At 66.9% G+C, this 18,115-nt stretch carries 13 protein-coding genes and 1 tRNA gene; 5 read left to right on the top strand and 9 right to left on the bottom strand.

The annotated features are described in order from the left end of the window. Positions 1-156: 156 nt before the first annotated feature. Together ACEN9K_RS20505 and ACEN9K_RS20500 are read left to right on the top strand one after the other, a co-directional pair. Complete coding sequence (locus ACEN9K_RS20505; protein WP_056391950.1) at positions 157-2,787, top strand: trehalase-like domain-containing protein; 2,631 nt, start codon at positions 157-159, stop codon at positions 2,785-2,787. 64 nt (positions 2,788-2,851) lie between these two features. Beyond that, complete coding sequence (locus tag ACEN9K_RS20500) at positions 2,852-4,354, top strand: MFS transporter (RefSeq protein WP_495634955.1); 1,503 nt, start codon at positions 2,852-2,854, stop codon at positions 4,352-4,354. 37 nt (positions 4,355-4,391) lie between these two features. On the opposite strand, the gene ACEN9K_RS20495 is transcribed toward ACEN9K_RS20500, so the two are convergent. From ACEN9K_RS20495 to ACEN9K_RS20480, 4 genes are all read right to left on the bottom strand, one after another. Then, positions 4,392-5,537 (bottom strand): FAD-dependent oxidoreductase, encoded by a 1,146-nt coding sequence (locus ACEN9K_RS20495; RefSeq protein ID WP_495634954.1) that lies wholly within the window; start codon positions 5,535-5,537, stop codon positions 4,392-4,394. Between the two features lie 42 nt (positions 5,538-5,579). Further along, entirely contained in the window at positions 5,580-6,506 is a 927-nt protein-coding gene (locus ACEN9K_RS20490; protein ID WP_026265877.1) for an AEC family transporter, read from the bottom strand. Between the two features lie 51 nt (positions 6,507-6,557). Further along, positions 6,558-6,983, bottom strand: coding sequence for an aspartate 1-decarboxylase (gene panD, locus ACEN9K_RS20485; protein WP_026265878.1), 426 nt, complete (start codon positions 6,981-6,983; stop codon positions 6,558-6,560). A gap of 170 nt (positions 6,984-7,153) precedes the next feature. Continuing rightward, positions 7,154-8,068, bottom strand: coding sequence for a LysR substrate-binding domain-containing protein (locus ACEN9K_RS20480; RefSeq protein ID WP_488315474.1), 915 nt, complete (start codon positions 8,066-8,068; stop codon positions 7,154-7,156). 155 nt (positions 8,069-8,223) lie between these two features. On the opposite strand from ACEN9K_RS20480, the gene ACEN9K_RS20475 reads away from it, so the two are divergent. Together ACEN9K_RS20475 and ACEN9K_RS20470 are read left to right on the top strand one after the other, a co-directional pair. Then, complete coding sequence (locus ACEN9K_RS20475; protein ID WP_026265879.1) at positions 8,224-9,687, top strand: amino acid permease; 1,464 nt, start codon at positions 8,224-8,226, stop codon at positions 9,685-9,687. A 304-nt stretch (positions 9,688-9,991) separates the two neighbouring features. Continuing rightward, on the top strand, positions 9,992-13,498 hold the full coding sequence (locus ACEN9K_RS20470) for a bifunctional proline dehydrogenase/L-glutamate gamma-semialdehyde dehydrogenase (RefSeq protein WP_495634953.1): 3,507 nt from the start codon (positions 9,992-9,994) through the stop codon (positions 13,496-13,498). 140 nt (positions 13,499-13,638) lie between these two features. Here ACEN9K_RS20470 and ACEN9K_RS20465 read toward each other — a convergent pair whose 3' ends face one another. Both ACEN9K_RS20465 and ACEN9K_RS20460 read right to left on the bottom strand, forming a co-directional pair. After that, on the bottom strand, positions 13,639-13,953 hold the full coding sequence (locus ACEN9K_RS20465; protein WP_018769960.1) for a hypothetical protein: 315 nt from the start codon (positions 13,951-13,953) through the stop codon (positions 13,639-13,641). Between the two features lie 167 nt (positions 13,954-14,120). After that, positions 14,121-14,975, bottom strand: coding sequence for a LysR substrate-binding domain-containing protein (locus ACEN9K_RS20460; RefSeq protein WP_134165003.1), 855 nt, complete (start codon positions 14,973-14,975; stop codon positions 14,121-14,123). A gap of 140 nt (positions 14,976-15,115) precedes the next feature. Between ACEN9K_RS20460 and ACEN9K_RS20455 the strand changes: the two genes are divergently transcribed. After that, positions 15,116-16,495 (top strand): MFS transporter, encoded by a 1,380-nt coding sequence (locus ACEN9K_RS20455; protein ID WP_134165004.1) that lies wholly within the window; start codon positions 15,116-15,118, stop codon positions 16,493-16,495. On the opposite strand, the gene ACEN9K_RS20450 is transcribed toward ACEN9K_RS20455, so the two are convergent. From ACEN9K_RS20450 to ACEN9K_RS20440, 3 genes are all read right to left on the bottom strand, one after another. Further along, entirely contained in the window at positions 16,492-17,673 is a 1,182-nt protein-coding gene (locus ACEN9K_RS20450; protein WP_495634952.1) for a N(5)-(carboxyethyl)ornithine synthase, read from the bottom strand. The genes ACEN9K_RS20455 and ACEN9K_RS20450 overlap by 4 nt on opposite strands. After that, entirely contained in the window at positions 17,670-17,810 is a 141-nt protein-coding gene (locus ACEN9K_RS20445; RefSeq protein WP_018769964.1) for a hypothetical protein, read from the bottom strand. The genes ACEN9K_RS20450 and ACEN9K_RS20445 overlap by 4 nt, the downstream gene beginning before the upstream one ends. A 104-nt stretch (positions 17,811-17,914) precedes the next feature. Then, positions 17,915-17,985, bottom strand: a tRNA-Gly gene (locus tag ACEN9K_RS20440). Positions 17,986-18,115 lie beyond the last annotated feature (130 nt).

Genomic DNA, 18,115 nt, shown 5'->3' with positions numbered 1-18,115 from the left:
ATACGCAATGAAGGGGACTTCCGGGGGTAACTGCCCGGGCTGAGGATGGGATGTGCCCCGGGTCATCCACCCGGAACCCCGGGGCGCCAACCGGTAGCCCGCGGACCGTCCGTGCGGCTGTGTTCCCGGCCTGGCCCTGCCTCAAAGGGGTTTTGGATGCCGACGCCATTGAACCAGAGCGTGGCGGATTCCGCGCTGCTCACCCGGTCCCTTCCGCTGGACATGCTGCGCGCCTTCATCCAGTCCGATGCGGCGGACAACGGGCTGACCCCCGCTCTGCTCACGGAACTCAAGGTGCTGGCCCGCGTCCCCAGCCTCCTGGTGGCCTGCAATTACGGCGGAACGCTGTGCGACGCCGAAGGCATCTCCACCGAGACGCTCCCGCTGGGCAGCGCGGCCATTGCGCTTCGTGCGCTGGCAGCGCTGCCCAATACCCATGCGGCGATCATCTCGGGCCGCTCACTGCGTGACCTGGCAGCGGTGTCACGGCTGCCCGCGGAGGTGCACCTCATCGGTTCGCACGGCGCCGAAGCGGACATGGGGTTCGCCCACGCGCAGACCCTGGCCACCGAGTCCGTCCTGCAAAAGGTCAATGCCGCCCTCAACGAGGCCGTCGGCTTCCACGAGGGCATCTGGATCGAACGCAAACCGGTGGCAGTTTCGGTGCACACCCGGCCGGCCCGGCCGGACGTGGTGGCCACCGTGACGGAAATTTCCCGGCAGATCGCTGCTGCCCACGGGCTGTTCTTCATTGTGGACGGCTCCGTGCTGGACCTGTCCGTGGTGGAACCGTCCAAGGGCGAGGCCTTGGAGACCCTCAGGTCCCGGCTGGGGGCCAGCGCGGCCATGTTCGCCGGGGACGCCGCCAGCGACGAACTGGCCATCGCCACCCTGCGCGGGCCCGACCTCGGGCTGCACGTGGGCCCGGGCGAGACGGCAGCACCGCACCGCCTCCGCGACCCCCAATCCTTCGCCCGCGTCCTGGCGTTCCTCTTCGAACTGCGGCGGGCGTGGCTGTTCGGGGAGGACGCGGTTGGCCTTGAACGCCACTCGATGATCGGCAACGGCTCCTCCACCGCGCTGCTGACGCCCGACGCGAAGATCTGCTGGATGAGCCACCCTCTGCCGGACTCCGGTTCACTGTTCGCCCACATTTTGGGCGGCGATGCCGCCGGGCACTTCTCGGTGGAACCGGTCAAAGCCTCCCAAGTGCTGGGACAGCGCTACGTGGACAGCACCATGATTGTCGAAACCCGCTGGGCGGACGTCACGGTCACCGACTACCTGGAGCCCGCACCGGAAGGCATCACCAGCCTGGTCCGGGTGCTGACGGGCCACGGCGCAGCCAGGATCACGTTTGCTCCGCGGCCGGACTACGCCAACGCCCCGTTCAGCATGGAGGCGCGGGGCGGGGAACTGCATGTGCTGGGCACCTCGGAGCCCATCATCCTGTTCGCGCCGGGCGCCGCGTTCAGCATCACCTCGGACGGCCGCCATGCCACGGCAACGGCATCCGTCAACCTCCAGGACGGGCCCGTGGTACTCAACCTCCGCTGCGGGGACACCGAACCGCAGTCCGCGGACCCCGGCGGGGAGACGGAACGGCGGGCCCGGGTGGCGCTCCATGCCCGGCAGTGGGTGCAGAACCTTTCCCTGCCATCGGTCAAGCCCTCGCTGGTACGGCGGTCGGCACTGGTGCTCCGCGCCCTGGTGCATGAACCCACGGGCGCCGTACTCGCGGCCCCCACCACTTCCCTGCCCGAGGGAATCGGCGGGACCAGGAACTGGGATTACCGGTACTGCTGGCTGCGGGATGCCTCCATGACCGTCAATGCGCTGGTGGACCTGGGCTCCACGGCGGAGGCAGCCGGATTCCTGGGCTGGCTGGGCCGGATCCTCGAACACGCACCCGGCCCCGAATGGCTGCACCCCCTTTACTCGGTGACGGGCGCGCCGCTGTCCACGGAAGCCGTGGTCGACAGCCTTCCCGGGTACGCGGGCTCCCGTCCGGTGCGGATCGGAAACGCGGCGGACCACCAGGTCCAGCTGGACGTCTTTGGGCCGGTGGCCGAACTCATCCACTCGCTGAGTGAACGCGAGGGCGCGCTCGCCGACGACCACTGGGAGCTGATGATCCAGATGGCCTCGGCGGTCCTGGCCCGCTGGCATGAGCCGGACCACGGGATCTGGGAAGCCCGGCGGGCGGCACGGCATCACGTGTATTCAAAGGTGATGTGCTGGGTGACCCTGGACCGCGCGCTGCGGACCGCGGCGCGGCACGGCCGGGAGCCGGACCCGGCCTGGGCGCCGGCGGCAGCCACGATCCGTGCGGAAGTGCTCCGTGAGGGCTGGGACGAGTCCGCGAAGTCCTACACTGTTGCCTACGACAGCCCGGACCTGGATGCCGCCGTCCTTCACATCGGTCTCTCCGGCCTGCTGGACGTCACGGACCAGCGTTTCCTGGACACCGTCACCGCTGTGGAGCGGGAGCTGCGGGTGGGGCCAACGGTCTTCCGCTACAGGTACGACGACGGGCTGCCGGGCCTGGAGGGCGGGTTCCACATCTGCACCACCTGGCTGATCGAGGCGTACGTGGCCGTGGGCCGCATCGATGAGGCCTGGGACCTTTTTGACCAGCTGGTGAACCTTTTCGGCCCCACCGGGCTGCTCCCCGAGGAATACGACCCCGGCACCGAGACCCACCTGGGCAACCATCCGCAGGCCTACTCGCACCTGGGTTTCATCCGCTGTGCCCGGCTGCTGGACGAACACCAGGACAGGAGATAGTCGGCTCCCGTCGTGGGTACGTAGAGTGGAGGTAACAGGGACCCACATTACTGAAACGAGACTGATGACGACCGCCCGCGCCCAGGGAGTGGGGTTCCGGTCCGAACGCGGACCCATCCTCATCGCACTGATGCTGTCCACGGGACTCGTGGCCATCGACTCCACCATCGTGGCCACGGCCGTGCCGTCGATCGTCCGTGACGTGGGCGGCTTTTCGTCCTTCCCCTGGCTGTTCTCCGCCTACCTGCTGGCGCAGGCAGTCACGGTACCCATCTACGGGAAACTTTCGGACATGGCGGGCCGCAAGCCCATCATCCTGACCGGCATTGGCCTGTTCCTGCTGGGCTCCGTGCTGTGCGGCTTCGCCTGGAGCATGCCGTCGCTGATCGCCTTCCGGGCCCTGCAGGGACTGGGCGCCGGCGCGGTGCTTCCGGTGTCCATCACCATCGCGGGCGACATCTACACCCTGCAGGAGCGCGCCAAGGTCCAGGGCTACCTGGCCAGCGTGTGGGCTGTTTCCTCGGTGGTTGGCCCCAGCCTGGGCGGCATTTTCTCCGCGCTGGGCATCTGGCGCGGCATCTTCCTGGTCAACGTCCCGCTCTGCCTGCTGGCCGGGTGGATGCTGGTCCGCACGCTCCACGAAAACGTGGAACGTGCCAAGCACAAGGTGGACTACGCCGGTGCCGTGCTCCTGGCCGGCTCCCTTGGCCTGCTGATCCTCGGCGCCCTCCAGGGCGGCCAGGCCTGGGCCTGGAATTCGCCCATCAGCATTGGCGTCTTCGTGGTGGGCGCAGTCCTGCTGGCCGCGTTCCTCCTGGTGGAGCGGCGCGCGGCCGAACCCATCCTGCCCTCCTGGGTGGTATCGCGGCGCCTGCTGGCCACTACCGCCCTGGTGTCCTTCGGGGTTGGCACGGTGATGATCGGCCTCACCTCCTACGTGCCCACCTTCCTGGAGGGAGCACTGTCTTCCTCGCCCCTGGTGGCCGGCCTGGCCCTGGCAGCCCTGACCCTCGGCTGGCCGCTCAGCGCTTCGCAGGCCGGCAGGTTCTACCTGCGCATCGGCTTCAAGTCCACGGCCCTGATCGGCATCGCCATTTCCGTGGCGGGCCTGCTGATCCTGTCACTGACCGCCGGCGCGCCCAACGTGGCGCTGATCGCCGTCAGCTGCTTCGTCGTCGGGCTCGGCCTGGGCCTGCTGGCCACGCCAACCCTGATCGCCGCCCAGTCCAGCGTCCCCTGGCATGAACGCGGCGTGGTGACCAGCACCAACATGTTTGCCCGCTCCATCGGCAGTGCGCTGGGCGTGGCCGTGTTCGGTGCCGTGGCCAACGCCATCTACGGCCGCAGCAGCGGCGGCGAGGGGGACCCCGCCACCGTGGTGGCCGCGTCCGGGGCTGTGTTCCTGGCCGCGCTGGTGGCCGGGTTGCTGACCGTCGCGGCGGTGCTGGCCATGCCCGCCGTCAAGGCCGAAACAGCGGAGCCTGCCGCAGAACCTGTGGAGGAACCTGTCGATCCGGAACCCGTGTCCAGCCCCGAAGGCGGCTCCAGCCATGGCCGCGCCGTCTAGTGGAATGCCGGCTGGCGCGATGCCCGCCGGGGGATGACTACCGGGAGGCTCGGAAGATCGACGGCGCGGGCCGGGCCCCGGTGGCAAGGTCGGCCAGGATCCGTCCGATGACGGGGGTGAACTTGAAGCCGTGCCCGGAGAAGCCGGCGCCGATCACCACAGGCCCCACCCGGTCCAGGATGAAGTCCTCGTCCGGGGTGGTGGTGTACGTGCAGCTGATGGCCTCGAGGTCATCGGGGTCGACGCCGGGCAGCCACTGCCGCGCGTAGTCCTGCAGCGCTGCCAGCTGCGTCGGTTCGGGCCGGAAGTCGCGGTGGTCCGGGTCCACCACGGGTCCCACCCCATGCCAGCCGGCCTTGATGCCCTCGCCCGGAGTCTGCATGCCATAGACAGGGGAGTACCAGCCCCGGTAGTCCAGGCCCGGATAGTGGTTGAAGCCGGGCCACACGGCGCCGGCGTCCGCCACCCGGAAATGCGCAGGCTGCTCCTGCGTCACCCGGAGCCGGGGTAGGCGGATCCCGCCAGCGTCCACGCCTGACGCGTTGCCGGAGAGAATATCCAGCAGCTTCCCGGTCCAGCCGCCTGCCGTCACCACTGCCTGCGCTGCCGTAACCACCTCGGTGCCCGCAGCCGATTCGAGCGTCAGCCGCACGCCGTCGTCGAGCACCACAAAGTCCACCACCTTGGTGTGGTGCCTGATCTCGGCGCCCCGGGCGGTGGCCAGCCGCTGGAAGGCGGGCAACGCGGCTTCCGGGTTGAGCTGGCCGCCGTCGGGCATGTGCAGGACCTGCTGGTCGAAGCGGATGCCGCGCCACCGTTCATGCGCCGCGGCAGGGTCCAGGAACTCGGCCCGGATCCCGGCAGCGGTGAGGGCAGCCGAAACCTTTTGGAGGTCCCCGCCGGGGCCGTGGTTGACGATCCCGGTGCGCGCCAGCAGCTGTGTGCCGCTTTCCTGCTCCAGCTCGTCCCACAGGGCCAGCCCCTCGGCCAGCATGTCCACGTACTCGGGCCGGTGGTAGCCCGGGTTCAGGTTCCGTGTTGCCCCGTGGGATGCGCCGATCCTGTGCCCGGGACCGAACTGCTCCACCAGCGTTACCTGCCGGCCGCGGCGGGACAACGCCCACGCGGCGGCGGAGCCCATGGCGCCGCCGCCGATCACCACGGTGTCAAGAACAGTGTTCATCAGCCCTCCAAGCTGGGTGTGCGGTTCAACAGATTCACAGGCTTATGCCAACAAAAGCGCGACGCCGATCATCGCCGGCACTGCCACCACGGTGGTGATTAGCACGGTGTCCTTCGCCACGGTGAGCCCCGTCTGGTACCTGCTGGCGGCCACGAACACGTTCTGCGCGGTGGGCAGGGCCGACGTGACCACCACCGCGAACAGGGCGTGGCCGTCCATCCCCAGCGCGAAGCGCGCGAAAACATAGGCAAGGGCCGGCTGGACCACCAGCTTGAAGCCGCTCGCCAGCAGGGTGTCCACGCGCCGCCCGGCCGAAGCCTGCAGCGGGCGGGTGCCGTTCAGGCTCATCCCGAAAGCGATCAGCATGGCGGGAATCGCCGCGCCGCCAATGAGGTGGATGGGTTCCATCACCAGCGCCGGAACCTGGAATCCGGTACCGGCCACCAGCAGCCCCAGGCCGGAGCCCACAATCATGGGGTTCCGCAGGATCATCAGGAGGAAGCCCAGGGCAGTGGTGCGGTGCGTGCTGGTGCTCGAGTCGAGGATCATCAGGAACATCGGGGTGAAGAACGCCAGCTGGAAGATCAGCAGCGGGGCCACGTAGCTGGCATCGCCCAGGACATATACCGCGATGGGAATACCCAGGTTCGCCGAGTTGGCCAGCGATGCTGACATGGCGGACATCAGCGATTCGGGGAGCGCCCGCTTCAGCCAGAACCTGGCGAGGGCGAAGAAGATGCCGGCGGTGGTGATGGCCGCCGCCGCGGTAACCAGCAGCGGTTCGGCGAATACTTCCTGCAGCCGGGCCTTGCTGAGGGTTTCGAAGAGCAGCGCCGGGCTGGCGACGAAGAAGGTGAGGCCGCTGAGTACGGGCCGGGCGTTGTCGCCCAGGATCCTCCGCCGGCCCACGAACCATCCCACCAGGATGATGCACCAGACCACGAAGAACCCGGCCAGCACCCCTAGCAAGGATCAGCCTTTTGGGCGCACTGGAGTAAAGGACCGGGTTGCACGCTCCGGTTACAGGGTGGCGTTGTTAAGCGCGAAAGGGGGGCGCATCATCCCGGGGGTGAGGCCCTCTGCGGGATCGTTGCCCAGCTGGATCATCCGGTTGTTTTCATCCACATGGACCACGCGGGGCTCGTAGGCCTTGGCCTCTTCGGTGGTCATCTGGGCGTAGGTGATGAGGATGACAATGTCGTTCTCGTGCATGAGGTGCGCCGCTGCACCATTGATGCCGATCACGCCGGAGCCGCGCTCACCGGCGATGGTGTAGGTCTCAAGCCGCGCGCCGTTGGTGACGTCCACAATGGACACCAGCTCGCCGGGGAGGATGTCGGCGGCCTCGAGCAGGTCAAGGTCCACGGTGACCGACCCAACGTAGTGCAGGTCGGCGTGCGTGACGGTGGCCCGGTGGATTTTGGACTTGAACATTGTTCGATTCATAACGGCTCCAGTCTAGACCTGCGGCCTTCTGCCCGCAGTGACGCAGGAAACACAAGAGTCACGTACGCTGCTGCGCAGTGATGCCGGGGATCGCTGCGCAAGGGGGGGCGCACCTGCGCAACGACGTGCTGTGTGGCGGCGCAGGGAAGGGTGCGTACGACGGCGGCCGGTCACCCGGCGTCGTCCCTTGCCACTGCGGCGGCGGCCGCAGCCAGGGTCTCCCGGGCGGCCAGGATGGCCGGGCGCTGGGCGCTGGAGCGGCGGACCGAGGTGAAGATGGTGCGGTGCGGCTTGCCGGGAAGCTCCAGCAGCTGGGCCGTGGTGCCGCGGCCGGTCCACACCAGGTCCGGCATCAGGGCCACGGCATTGCCGGACTCGATCAGGCGTGCCTGGGCCTGCAGGTCTGCGGTCTCAAAGCGGACATCGGGCTCGAAGCCGGAGCTGCGGCAGGCCTGTTCCGCCCAATGGCGCGACGCGGCACCCCTCGGTTCCATGACCCAGGCGAGGTGCGCCGTGTCCTCGATTCCGCGAATGGCCGGGCCGCCGTCGGACGCCGGGGGGACCGCCAGCCGGATGGCGTCGGTGGTCAGCTTTACCCGGTCCAGCTCCGGATAGCGCGGGGCGGCGTGCCCGGGGTATTGCTCGGCGATGACCAGGTCGAAGTCGCGCGCCCATGTCTCATGCAGCGCTGTCTCGGGCTCGCGCTGGATCATCTCGATCCGGACCTCGGGGTAGGCGGTGGCCATGCGGGTGAGGGTGTCCGGCATCAGGGCCAGCGCCGCGGACTGGAACACGGCAATCCGCACCGTCCCCGTGACTGTGGTCAGGGACGCGGCCAGGTCCGCTTCGGCCTGCTCCATGGTTTCCAGCAGCTGCGCCGTGTGCGCCACGAGCACCTCCGCCTGGGGTGTCAGCTGCACCCGCCGCCCGGTCTTCCGGAGCAGTTCCACGCCCACTTCCTTCTCCAGCAGGGCCAGCTGCTGGGATACCGACGACGGGCTGTACTGCAGTGCCTCAGCCACCTCTGCCAGCGTCCCCCGGATGCTTAACTCGCGGAGCAGCCGAAGCCTGCGGACGTCAAGCATGATGGATTCCTAACTGAAACTAATGAATATAGGTTAGAAGTAGTCACTTTATCTAACGCAACCGCGCACGCATACTGTTGAAACCGAGTTACCCCCGTCACAGCCAGTTTCCTTGGCGTGCCGCGGCGGGGTCGCACCCCAAGCAGGAGTTCCTGATGAGCAGTAAAGATATGAGCCAATCGATCATGCGGCGCAAGCCAATTGATGACATCGAAGAAGAAAACAAGCACAGCGGACTGTTCAAGTCCCTTGGCCTGTGGCAGCTCACCGCCATCGGCGTTGGCGGAATCATCGGCGTCGGCATCTTTTCCCTCGCGGGACTGGTGGCCGCCGGCAGCGAAGGAACACCCGGGGTGGGGCCCGCGGTACTGATTTCCTTCCTGATCGCAGGCCTGGCCTCAGCGGCCGCAGCCCTGTCCTACGCGGAGTTCGCGGGCATGATCCCGCGCGCCGGCTCCGCCTACACCTATGGCTACGTAGCGCTCGGCGAGGTGATCGGCTGGTTCATCGGCTGGGACCTGCTGCTGGAATACATTGCCATTGTGGCGGTGGTGGCCATCGGCATCTCCGGCTACCTTGACGCCTTCCTCGCCGGCATCGGCATCCATTTGCCCACCTGGATGACCTCCACCGCAGACGAGGGCAAGGGCGGAATCGTCAACATTCCCGCCATCCTGGTCTGCCTGCTGGTGACCTGGATCCTCTCCCGCGGCACCAAGGCGTTCGGCCGGTTCGAACTCGTGGCCGTGGCCATCAAGGTCATCCTGATCCTCTTCATCATCGGGCTGGGCATCTTCTACATCGACACCAACAACTACAACCCGTTCATGCCCAGCGGCTTCGGTCCCGTGGTGGCAGGCTCCGCCACTGTCTTCTTCGCCGTGTTCGGCTACGACGCCATGAGCACCGCGGCAGAGGAAGCCAAGGACGGCAAGAAGCACATGCCCAAGGCCATCGTGCTTTCGCTCATCATCGCCATGCTGCTTTACGTTGCCGCCACCCTGGTCCTCACCGGCATGCAGAACTACAAGGACATCGACCCCAAGGCGGGCTTCGCCTCGGCCTTCACCTCCGTGGGGCTCCCGGTCATCGCCACCATCATCTCTGTGTTCGCCGTGCTGTCCATCCTCACCGTGATGCTGACGTTCCTCCTGGGCGTTACCCGTGTCTGGTTCTCCATGAGCCGCGACGGCCTGCTCCCCGGCTGGTTCTCCAAGACCGACCGCCACGGCACCCCGCAGCGCGTCACCTGGATCGGCGGCATCGCGTCTGCTTTCCTTGCCGGCGTGTTCCCCATCAAGGCGGTCGCTGACCTGACCAACATCGGCATCCTGGCCGCGTTCGTCGTCGTCTGCCTGTCCGTGATCATCTTCCGCTATAAGCGCCCCGACGCCCCACGCACGTTCCGCCTGCCGCTGATGCCCCTGGTTCCGGCCTTCGGCGTCCTTGCCTCGGCCTTCCTGATGCTGCAGCTGCACTGGGAGACCTGGCTGCGGTTCGTGGTGTGGCTGATCATCGGCCTGGCCATCTACTTCGGCTACGGCCGCAAGCACTCGCTGATGAACCCCAACAGCCCGCGCCATGAGGAGCTCGTGGAGCTGCACCGCCCCCTCGCCTAGCCCACCTCCGGGACGCCCGCTCACATCCGGCGGGTTTTCCGGGAACCCCCGCTCACTTATGGGCGTCCCGCAGCGAACCCCCGCTCACCCAGTGAGCGGGGGTTCGCTGTTTGTTGCCGGAAGTGAGCGGGCGTTGAGGTTTCGGGCGTCAAAGGTGAGCGGGCGTGCGGGGGCGGAACCAGGGCGGCAAACCATCGGTTTTCCTAACCTGTATTGGTTGGAAAAGATCGCTTTATCTTATGTGAGCAGAAGCTCATACTGGTGGAAAGACCTTCTCCCACGGCAAGAAAGATCGGGAAAAATCATGACCCACGTTGCAATGGAACCAGCAACTTCAGCCGGTACCGCACCGCAGACCGTCGACGTCGACGTCCCCCAGGCAAAGGCCCTCGCCAATGAGTCAGTCGCCTTGGTCCGCCGCTGGCTCACCGAGGCCTCCAAGGTCCCCGTGGACGCCTCCGCCGAGCAGCTGGCCGGCGTGCTGAAGGACCCCAACGGCCTGGAGTTCACCGTGGGCTTCGTGGATGGCGTGGTCCGTCCCGAGGACCTGAACGTGGCGGCCCGCAACCTGGCCAAGCTCGCCCCCAAGGTCCCGGCCTTCCTGCCCTGGTACATGCGCAGTGCCGTGGCCATCGGCGGCACCATGGCCCCCGTCATGCCGCAGGTGGTCATCCCCATCGCCCGCAGGGTGCTCCGTGAAATGGTGGGCCACCTGATCGTTGACGCCACCGACGCCAAGCTGGGCCCGGCCATCGCCAAGATCCGCAAGGACGGCATCAAGCTCAACGTCAACCTCCTCGGCGAGGCAGTCCTGGGGGAGCACGAGGCGTCCCGCCGGCTCGAGGGCACGCACACGCTGCTGGCCCGTCCCGACGTCGACTACGTTTCCATCAAGGTCTCCTCCACCGTGGCCCCGCACTCCGCCTGGGCGTTCGATGAAGCCGTGGAACACGTCGTCGAAAAGCTCACCCCGCTCTTCCAGCGCGCAAACTCCTTCGCCGGCCCGGGAAAGAAGGCCAAGTTCATAAACCTGGACATGGAGGAGTACAAGGACCTGGACATGACCATCGCGGTCTTCACCAGGATCCTGGACAAGCCCGAGTTCAAGGACCTCGAAGCCGGCATCGTGCTCCAGGCCTACCTCCCGGACGCACTCTCCGCCATGATCCGCCTGCAGGACTGGGCCGCCGAGCGCCGCGCCAAGGGCGGCGCGGGCATCAAGGTCCGCGTGGTCAAGGGTGCCAACCTGCCCATGGAGCAGGTGGAGGCCTCCCTGCATGACTGGCCGCTGGCCACCTGGGGCACCAAGCAGGACTCGGACACGAGCTACAAGCGGGTCATCAACTACGCGCTGCACCCGGACCGGATCCAGAACATCCGGATCGGCGTGGCCGGCCACAACCTGTTCGACATCGCCTTCGCCTGGCTCCTGGCCAAGCAGCGCGGCGTGGAGTCCGGCATCGAGTTCGAGATGCTGCTGGGCATGGCGCAGGGCCAGGCAGAGGCGGTCAAGAAGGACGTGGGCTCCCTGCTGCTCTACACCCCCGTGGTGCACCCCTCCGAGTTCGACGTCGCCATCGCCTACCTGATCCGCCGCCTGGAAGAAGGCGCCAGCCAGGAAAACTTCATGTCCGCCGTCTTCGAACTCAGCGAGAACGAAGGCCTCTTCGAGCGCGAAAAGCAGCGCTTTCTGTCCTCGCTCGACGCCCTGGACAACAGCGTGCCGCTGCCCAACCGGCGCCAGGACCGCAACCTCCCGCCGGAGCCCATGCCGCACGCCGGTTTCCGGAACACCCCGGACACCGATCCCGCGCTGCCGGCCAACCGCACCTGGGGCCGCGCCATCCTGGAACGCGTCCCGGCCTCCACCCTGGGCAACGCGTCGGTCAAGGCCGCGTTCATCAACGACGAAGCAACCCTCAACACGGCCATCGCCAACGCCGTGGAAAAGGGCAAGGACTGGGGCGCCCTGTCCGGCAACGAGCGCGCGGACATCCTGCACCGCGCCGGGGAAATCCTGGAAGCCCGCCGGGCCGACCTCCTGGAGGTCATGGCCAGCGAGACCGGCAAGACGATCGACCAGGGCGACCCCGAAGTCAGCGAAGCCGTGGACTTCGCCCACTACTACGCCGAGTCCGCGCGGAAGCTGGACACGGTCGACGGCGCCACGTTCGTCCCAGCCAAGCTCACCGTTGTCACGCCGCCCTGGAACTTCCCGGTCGCCATCCCCGCAGGGTCCACCCTCGCGGCACTCGCCGCCGGCTCCGCCGTCGTCATCAAGCCTGCCAAGCAGGCCGCACGCAGCGGCGCCGTGATGATCGAAGCCCTGTGGGAAGCCGGCGTGCCCAAGGGCGTGCTGACCATGGTGCAGCTGGGGGAGCGGGAACTGGGCCGGCAGCTGATCAGCCACCCGTCCGTGGACCGCGTGATTCTCACCGGCGGCTACGAAACCGCCGAGCTGTTCCGTTCCTTCCGCAAGGACCTGCCGCTGCTTGCTGAAACGAGCGGCAAGAATGCCATCATCGTCACGCCCAGCGCGGACCTGGACTTGGCGGCCAAGGATGTGGCCTACTCCGCGTTCGGCCATGCCGGCCAGAAGTGCTCCGCGGCCTCGCTGGTGATCCTTGTGGGCTCGGTTGCCAAGTCCAAGCGCTTCCACAACCAGCTGATTGACGCCGTGACGTCCCTGAAGGTGGGCTACCCGCAGGACCCCACCAGCCAGATGGGCCCCATCATCGAGCCCGCCAACGGCAAGCTCCTCAACGCCCTGACCACCCTGGGCGAGGGCGAGAACTGGGCCGTGGAACCGCGGAAGCTGGATGACACCGGGCGGCTGTGGAGCCCCGGCGTGCGGTACGGCGTCAAGCGCGGCTCCTACTTCCACCTGACCGAGTTCTTCGGCCCGGTCCTGGGTGTGATGACCGCTGACACGCTGGAAGAGGCCATCGCCATCCAGAACCAGATCGAGTACGGCCTCACCGCAGGCCTGCACTCGCTGAACTCCGAGGAGCTGGGCATCTGGCTGGACACCATCCAGGCCGGCAACCTCTATGTGAACCGCGGCATCACCGGCGCCATCGTGCAGCGCCAGCCGTTCGGCGGCTGGAAGAAGTCCGCCGTCGGCGCCGGAACCAAGGCCGGCGGCCCCAACTACCTGGCCGGGCTCGGCGATTGGGCGCCGGGCACGGCCTCGGCGAATGCCGCTGTCACCCACCCCGGCGTGCGGCGCATCGTCAACGCCGCCGTCCCCGCCCTGCAGCCCGCCGAGCTCGAGTCCGTCCAGCGCGCCCTGGCCTCCGACGCCGAAGCGTGGGCCAAGGAGTTCGGCACCGCCAAGGACGTCTCCGGACTCAGCGCCGAGCGCAACATCTTCCGCTACCGGAGCCTGCCGGTCACCATCCGGCTCTCCGAAGGCGCGCCGCTGGCGCACCTCGTCCGGACTGTGGCGGCCGGCGTGCTGGCGGGTTCGGCAGTCACCGTGTCCACCGCCGTCGAACTTCCCGCCCAGCTGCGCTCCGTGCTCACCGCCCTTGATATCGACGTAGTGGTGGAGTCCGACGCCGGCTGGCTGGCTTCGGCGGCAGGCCTCGCCTCCGCGGGCAAACTGTCCGGTGCGCGCATCCGCCTGATCGGCGGCGACGCTTCCGCGCTCGCCGATGCGACCTGCGGCCGGCCGGACGTGGCCATCTATGCCCACGCCGTCACAGAGGCCGGGCGCGTGGAACTGCTTCCGTTCCTGCACGAGCAGGCCGTCAGCATCACGGCACACCGGTTCGGCACCCCGAACCACCTGTCGGACGCGCTGATCTGAGCCATTGAGGCTCTGATCCCTTGAAACCCGCGCGCCGGAGCCAGGCGCAAGGAATGGCCGGGCAGCCACCGCACGGTGGCTGCCCGGCCGTGTCTCTTTAGGGCCTTGTCTCTTTAGAGCAGTGTGTTTAGCCGGTCTCGCTAGCCCAGATACCAGCCCGGTGGTGTCCAGGTGGCCGGGACGCTGTGGGCCGAGAATTCCTCGCAGCGGGTGCAGGTGTACGCCACTTCGCCAAGAGTGGCCACGGTTCCGTCACGCCGGTAGGTGGGCGGAATGTACGATTCGAGGTAGACGAACTCGTCGGTACGGCATTTGTCGCAGGTGGGTTTTCCCACGTAGCCGGAGTCCACGGAGGCGTGTCCGGTTCCGAGGGTGTTCTGGCGGGTGGACGGCCGTGCGGTGTTGTACGGGCGCGCGTGCGCTGAACCGAGATGGATGTTCCTGGCTGTCGTCATTGGCTGCCTGTCCCAGGCGCGGCTTTCCGGCATGCGGATGCGCGCTTGTTTTAGTGAACCGGCCTGCTGCTTGACCTTGGTAATTGAGCATAGGGGATGGCACCTCCCCTATCAATGGACACGGGCCCCTAACTCCCCTAAATGCAGGAATTTGTGCCGATAGGGAGTTAAGTTTGGCGGTTAATGGTCCTTCCGACGATCGATTGGGTGAGGGCGTCGATCACCTCGGCGTTGGCCAACGGGTTGCGGATCAGCGTGAAATCCACATCCCCCACGGCGGGAAGATCGAACCGGCGCGTGATGATTTTCAGGTCCTCGGGCACCAGCGACGTCGGCATCACGGCCACGCCGATGCCGGCCCGGACTGCCGCAAGCACGCCGCTGATCTGGCGGGTGGTGCAGGTGATCCGCCAGGTCCTGCCATGGGCTTCCAGCGCATCGATGGCCAGCTTCCGGCTGAGGCTGGGGGCCGGGTAGGCGATCAGGGGCACGGGCGTTCCAGGCTCCAGCACCGTCTGCTCCAGCCCCACCCAGGAGAAGGAATCGTGCTGGACCACGGTGCCGTCCTTTGCGCCGGCCACCCATTTCACGAACACCAGGTCCAGCTGTCCGGCGTTGAGCTTCCGGTACAGCTGGTCGCTTTGCCCAACGGTCAGTTCCAGGTTGATCTGCGGGTAGATCTGCCGGAATTCACGCAGGATCCGGGGCAGCCCGGTGATGGCGAGGTCGTCCGCGGTGCCGAACCTCAGGCGGCCGCGCATTGCCGAGCCGGAGAAGTAGCGCGCGGCGGCGTCGTGCGCGGACAGGATGTTGCGGGCAAAACCCGCCATGGCGTCGCCGTTGTCCGTGAGCCTGACGTCTCGGGTATCCCGGGCAATCAGGCTGCGTTTGGCGGCCGCTTCAAGTTTTCGGATGTGCTGGCTGATGGTGGGCTGGGCCAGGCCCAGGCGCTCGGCGGCCTTGGTGAAACTCAGGGTGTCCGCCACCGCGAGGAAGGAACGCAGCTGGGCTGGTTCAAACATTGTGGGTTCCCGGGCCTTCCACTCTGGATGGGTTATTGCGTTTCGCAATACGAGTTATAGGGACCATACGCCTCCATAATCTGCTCCGCCAGCCTAGCGTTAAGGACATCCCAGACCGCCCGCAATTTGAGGACACTCCTGTGGCACCCCCACCGCCTTCGTCGGCCTCCGTCTCCCAGCCAGTCATCGACGCCGCGGGCACCCCGCCGCCGGACAACCAGACCCAGCCGCTCGCCGTCGTCGCCGAAAAGCTCCCCTGGAAGCACACCTTCATCTCGTTGAAAGTGCCCAACTTCCGGATCTTCGCCGTGGGCCACTTCATCGCCGTCATTGCCATCTGGATGCAGCGCATCGCCCAGGACTGGCTGGTGCTGCAGCTCTCGGGATCGGTGACGGCCGTCGGATTCACGGTGGCCCTGCAGTTCATGCCCTCCCTGCTGCTTGGCCCGTGGGGCGGCATGATCGCCGACCGGTTCGCCAAGCGGAAAATCCTCATTCTGTGCCAGGCTATGGCCGCCATCCTGGCTGCGTCACTGGCCCTGCTGGCGCTCACCGGCGTCATCATGGTCTGGCATGTTTATGTCATCGCCTGCGTCCTGGGCCTGGTGACCGTCCTTGACCAGCCCGCACGGCAGGTGTTCGTCAATGAACTCGTCGGCCCCAAGTATCTGCGGAACGCCATCAGCGTCAACTCCACCACCTTCCAGCTGGGCGGGCTGATCGGTCCCGCGATCGCGGGCCTGCTCCTGACGGCAGTAGGGGCGGGCTGGGCGTTCGCTGCGAACGCCCTGGCCTGCTGCTCAACGGTGACCATGCTCCTGCTCCTGCGCAAGGACCAGCTGTACGTCAGCGCCCCGACGCCCAAGAGCAAGGGCATGCTCCGGGAAGGGCTGCGCTACGCCCTGAGCAAGCCCACCATCTACTGGCCATGGCTCATGGCGGGGTTCATCTCGGTCTTCGCCATGAGCCTGCCGGTGCTGCTTGCCGCCTACGCGGACCACATCTTCCAGGTGGGCGCCGGCGGGTACGGACTCCTCAACGCCCTGGTGGCACTGGGTGCCCTGTCCGGCGCCGTGGCGTCCACCCGCCGTCGGCAGCTCCGCCTCCGGTCCGTGGTGTTCTGCGCGGGGATGTATGGCCTGATGCTCTGCCTCGCAACCCTCGCCCCGTCCATGGTGTGGTTCGGGGCCGTGATGGTCCTGTCAGGGTTCTGGTGCCTGATGTTCCTTACCGGCTCAAACCAGCTGGTGCAGGTCAGTTCCAACATGGCCATCCGCGGCCGCGTGATGAGCCTGTACATCATGGTGCTGATCGGGGGCCAGGCGCTGGGCGGCCCCATGCTGGGCTGGATCGCCGAACATGCCGATCCCCACGTTGCCCTGCTGGTATCCGGCGGTGTTCCCGCGCTGGCGGCCATGACGGTGGCGGTGGTCCTGGCGCGCAAGGGTGGATTGAAGCTCCGGATGGACCTGAAAGGCGGCCACCCGGTGAGGATCGTCAGCCGCCACGCAGGTGCCTAGGACTGCGCCAGCCGGTCCGCCATGTGAAGAACCTGGTGCGGATACTCCGGGGAGCGCTCCTGGAACTGGAGCACGGCTTCATTGCGGATGACCCCGTCACGGATCTCGATGGCCCGCGCGATGGTGTCATTGCCTTCCCAGGCGTCAGGACCGGCCATCACGGTTTCGAGGAACGGCTGCAGGGCCTGGCTTATCTCCCAGCTGGAGGAGTTCCAGAGGTAGGAGGGGCTGTGGTCCACCGCGTAGTAGTTGATGTGGTCCCCGACCGTAAACATCGGATCGGCAAACGTGGTGGAGCGGGCCCAGCTGAATCCCATGCCCTCATCACAGGAGACATCGATGATGAGGCTGCCCGGGCGGAATCCCGCCAGGTCCTCTGGCCGCAGGTACGTCAGGGGGTTGTTGGGGTCCTGCAGCGTGCAGTTGACCACGATGTCGCTTTCGGCGAGGAACGGGGCCAGCGGAACCCGGCCCCGCTCGGTGATGACCTGGCTCAGGAAGGGGGCCTCGGCGTCGTGGTCAAACTGCACGATGTTCACCGAATGGATAGGGGCACCCACCGCAGCCACACCGCGGTTGGTGAGCACCTGGACGTCGTGGACGCCGTGCGCGTTCAGTGCCGTCACAGCCCCGCGGGCGGTGGCGCCGAAACCGATCACCACGGCACTGAGGCGGCGCCCGTAGTCCCCGGTGGAACCGGTCAGGGCCAGCGCGTGCAGGACCGAACAGTAGCCGGCAAGTTCGTTGTTCTTGTGGAACACGTGCAGGCCGAACCCGCCGTCGCTGGCCCAGTGGTTCATCGCCTCAAAGGCGATGAGGGTGAGCTTCTTGTCAATGGCGAGTTGGGTGATGGCACGGTCCTGGACGCAGTGCGGCCACCCCCAGAGGACCTGCCCATCGCGCATGTCGGCAAGGTCTTCCGGCTGGGGTTTGGGCAGGAGCACGACGTCGGCCGCGGCCAGCAGCTCTTCCTTGTCCGCCATTCTTCCCACCAAGGTGGAGAGGTGGCTGTCCGGAACACCGAAGCGCTCGCCGTAGCCCTGTTCCAGGATGATGCGTCCGCGGAGTTCGGGGTCGATCCGCTCAAAATGCAGGGGATGGATGGGAACCCGGCGCTCGTCCGGTTTCCGCGTAGTGGCCAGGACGCCCAGGCTCAGCTGGGCCTGTTGGCCTGTCACTTCTTCTTAGCGGCCTTGCTGGATGTGATGTCCAGGGAGCTGGCCGGCGCAGCGGCGGCCTTCTTGTCTGCGCGCTTTTCCTTGAGGGACTTGCCGGACTTTTTTGATGCCGTTTGACGCGGGGACTTGTCAGCCATGATTGCTCCTGTAGCGGAACCGAAAAGGTTCCTGACTACCGACCCTACACCCCTGTACCTAATACGCGCCGGGGGTTGCAAAGCTGTGGGAAGAGGGAAAACAGAGCGGCTGACGGGAATCGAACCCGCGTATCAAGCTTGGGAAGCTAGCGCTCTACCATTGAGCTACAGCCGCATGCCGCCACTCGCGCGGGGCAGAACTTAGCTTAGCGCAGATCTGCGGGCTCCCCGCCAACCCCGAAGCTGTGCGGGTTCCGTGTCCTGAACGCGGGACGTCATCCAGTAACTCTTCAATAACGTCGGCG

The organism is Pseudarthrobacter sp. Pseusp20, assembly GCF_059492155.1.
The sequence above is the reverse complement of the archived record's forward strand: the minus strand, read 5'-3'. Positions and strand labels throughout refer to the sequence as shown.

What these genes read in the sequence shown, in the direction of transcription:
- ACEN9K_RS20505 (WP_056391950.1), top strand. Translation starts at nt 157, where the DNA reads ATGCCGACGCCATTGAACCAGAGCGTGGCGGATTCCGCGCTGCTCACC.
- ACEN9K_RS20500 (WP_495634955.1), top strand. Translation starts at nt 2,852, where the DNA reads ATGACGACCGCCCGCGCCCAGGGAGTGGGGTTCCGGTCCGAACGCGGA.
- ACEN9K_RS20495 (WP_495634954.1), bottom strand. Translation starts at nt 5,537, where the DNA reads ATGAACACTGTTCTTGACACCGTGGTGATCGGCGGCGGCGCCATGGGC.
- panD (WP_026265878.1), bottom strand. Translation starts at nt 6,983, where the DNA reads ATGAATCGAACAATGTTCAAGTCCAAAATCCACCGGGCCACCGTCACG.
- ACEN9K_RS20480 (WP_488315474.1), bottom strand. Translation starts at nt 8,068, where the DNA reads ATGCTTGACGTCCGCAGGCTTCGGCTGCTCCGCGAGTTAAGCATCCGG.
- ACEN9K_RS20475 (WP_026265879.1), top strand. Translation starts at nt 8,224, where the DNA reads ATGAGCAGTAAAGATATGAGCCAATCGATCATGCGGCGCAAGCCAATT.
- ACEN9K_RS20470 (WP_495634953.1), top strand. Translation starts at nt 9,992, where the DNA reads ATGACCCACGTTGCAATGGAACCAGCAACTTCAGCCGGTACCGCACCG.
- ACEN9K_RS20465 (WP_018769960.1), bottom strand. Translation starts at nt 13,953, where the DNA reads ATGACGACAGCCAGGAACATCCATCTCGGTTCAGCGCACGCGCGCCCG.
- ACEN9K_RS20460 (WP_134165003.1), bottom strand. Translation starts at nt 14,975, where the DNA reads ATGTTTGAACCAGCCCAGCTGCGTTCCTTCCTCGCGGTGGCGGACACC.
- ACEN9K_RS20445 (WP_018769964.1), bottom strand. Translation starts at nt 17,810, where the DNA reads ATGGCTGACAAGTCCCCGCGTCAAACGGCATCAAAAAAGTCCGGCAAG.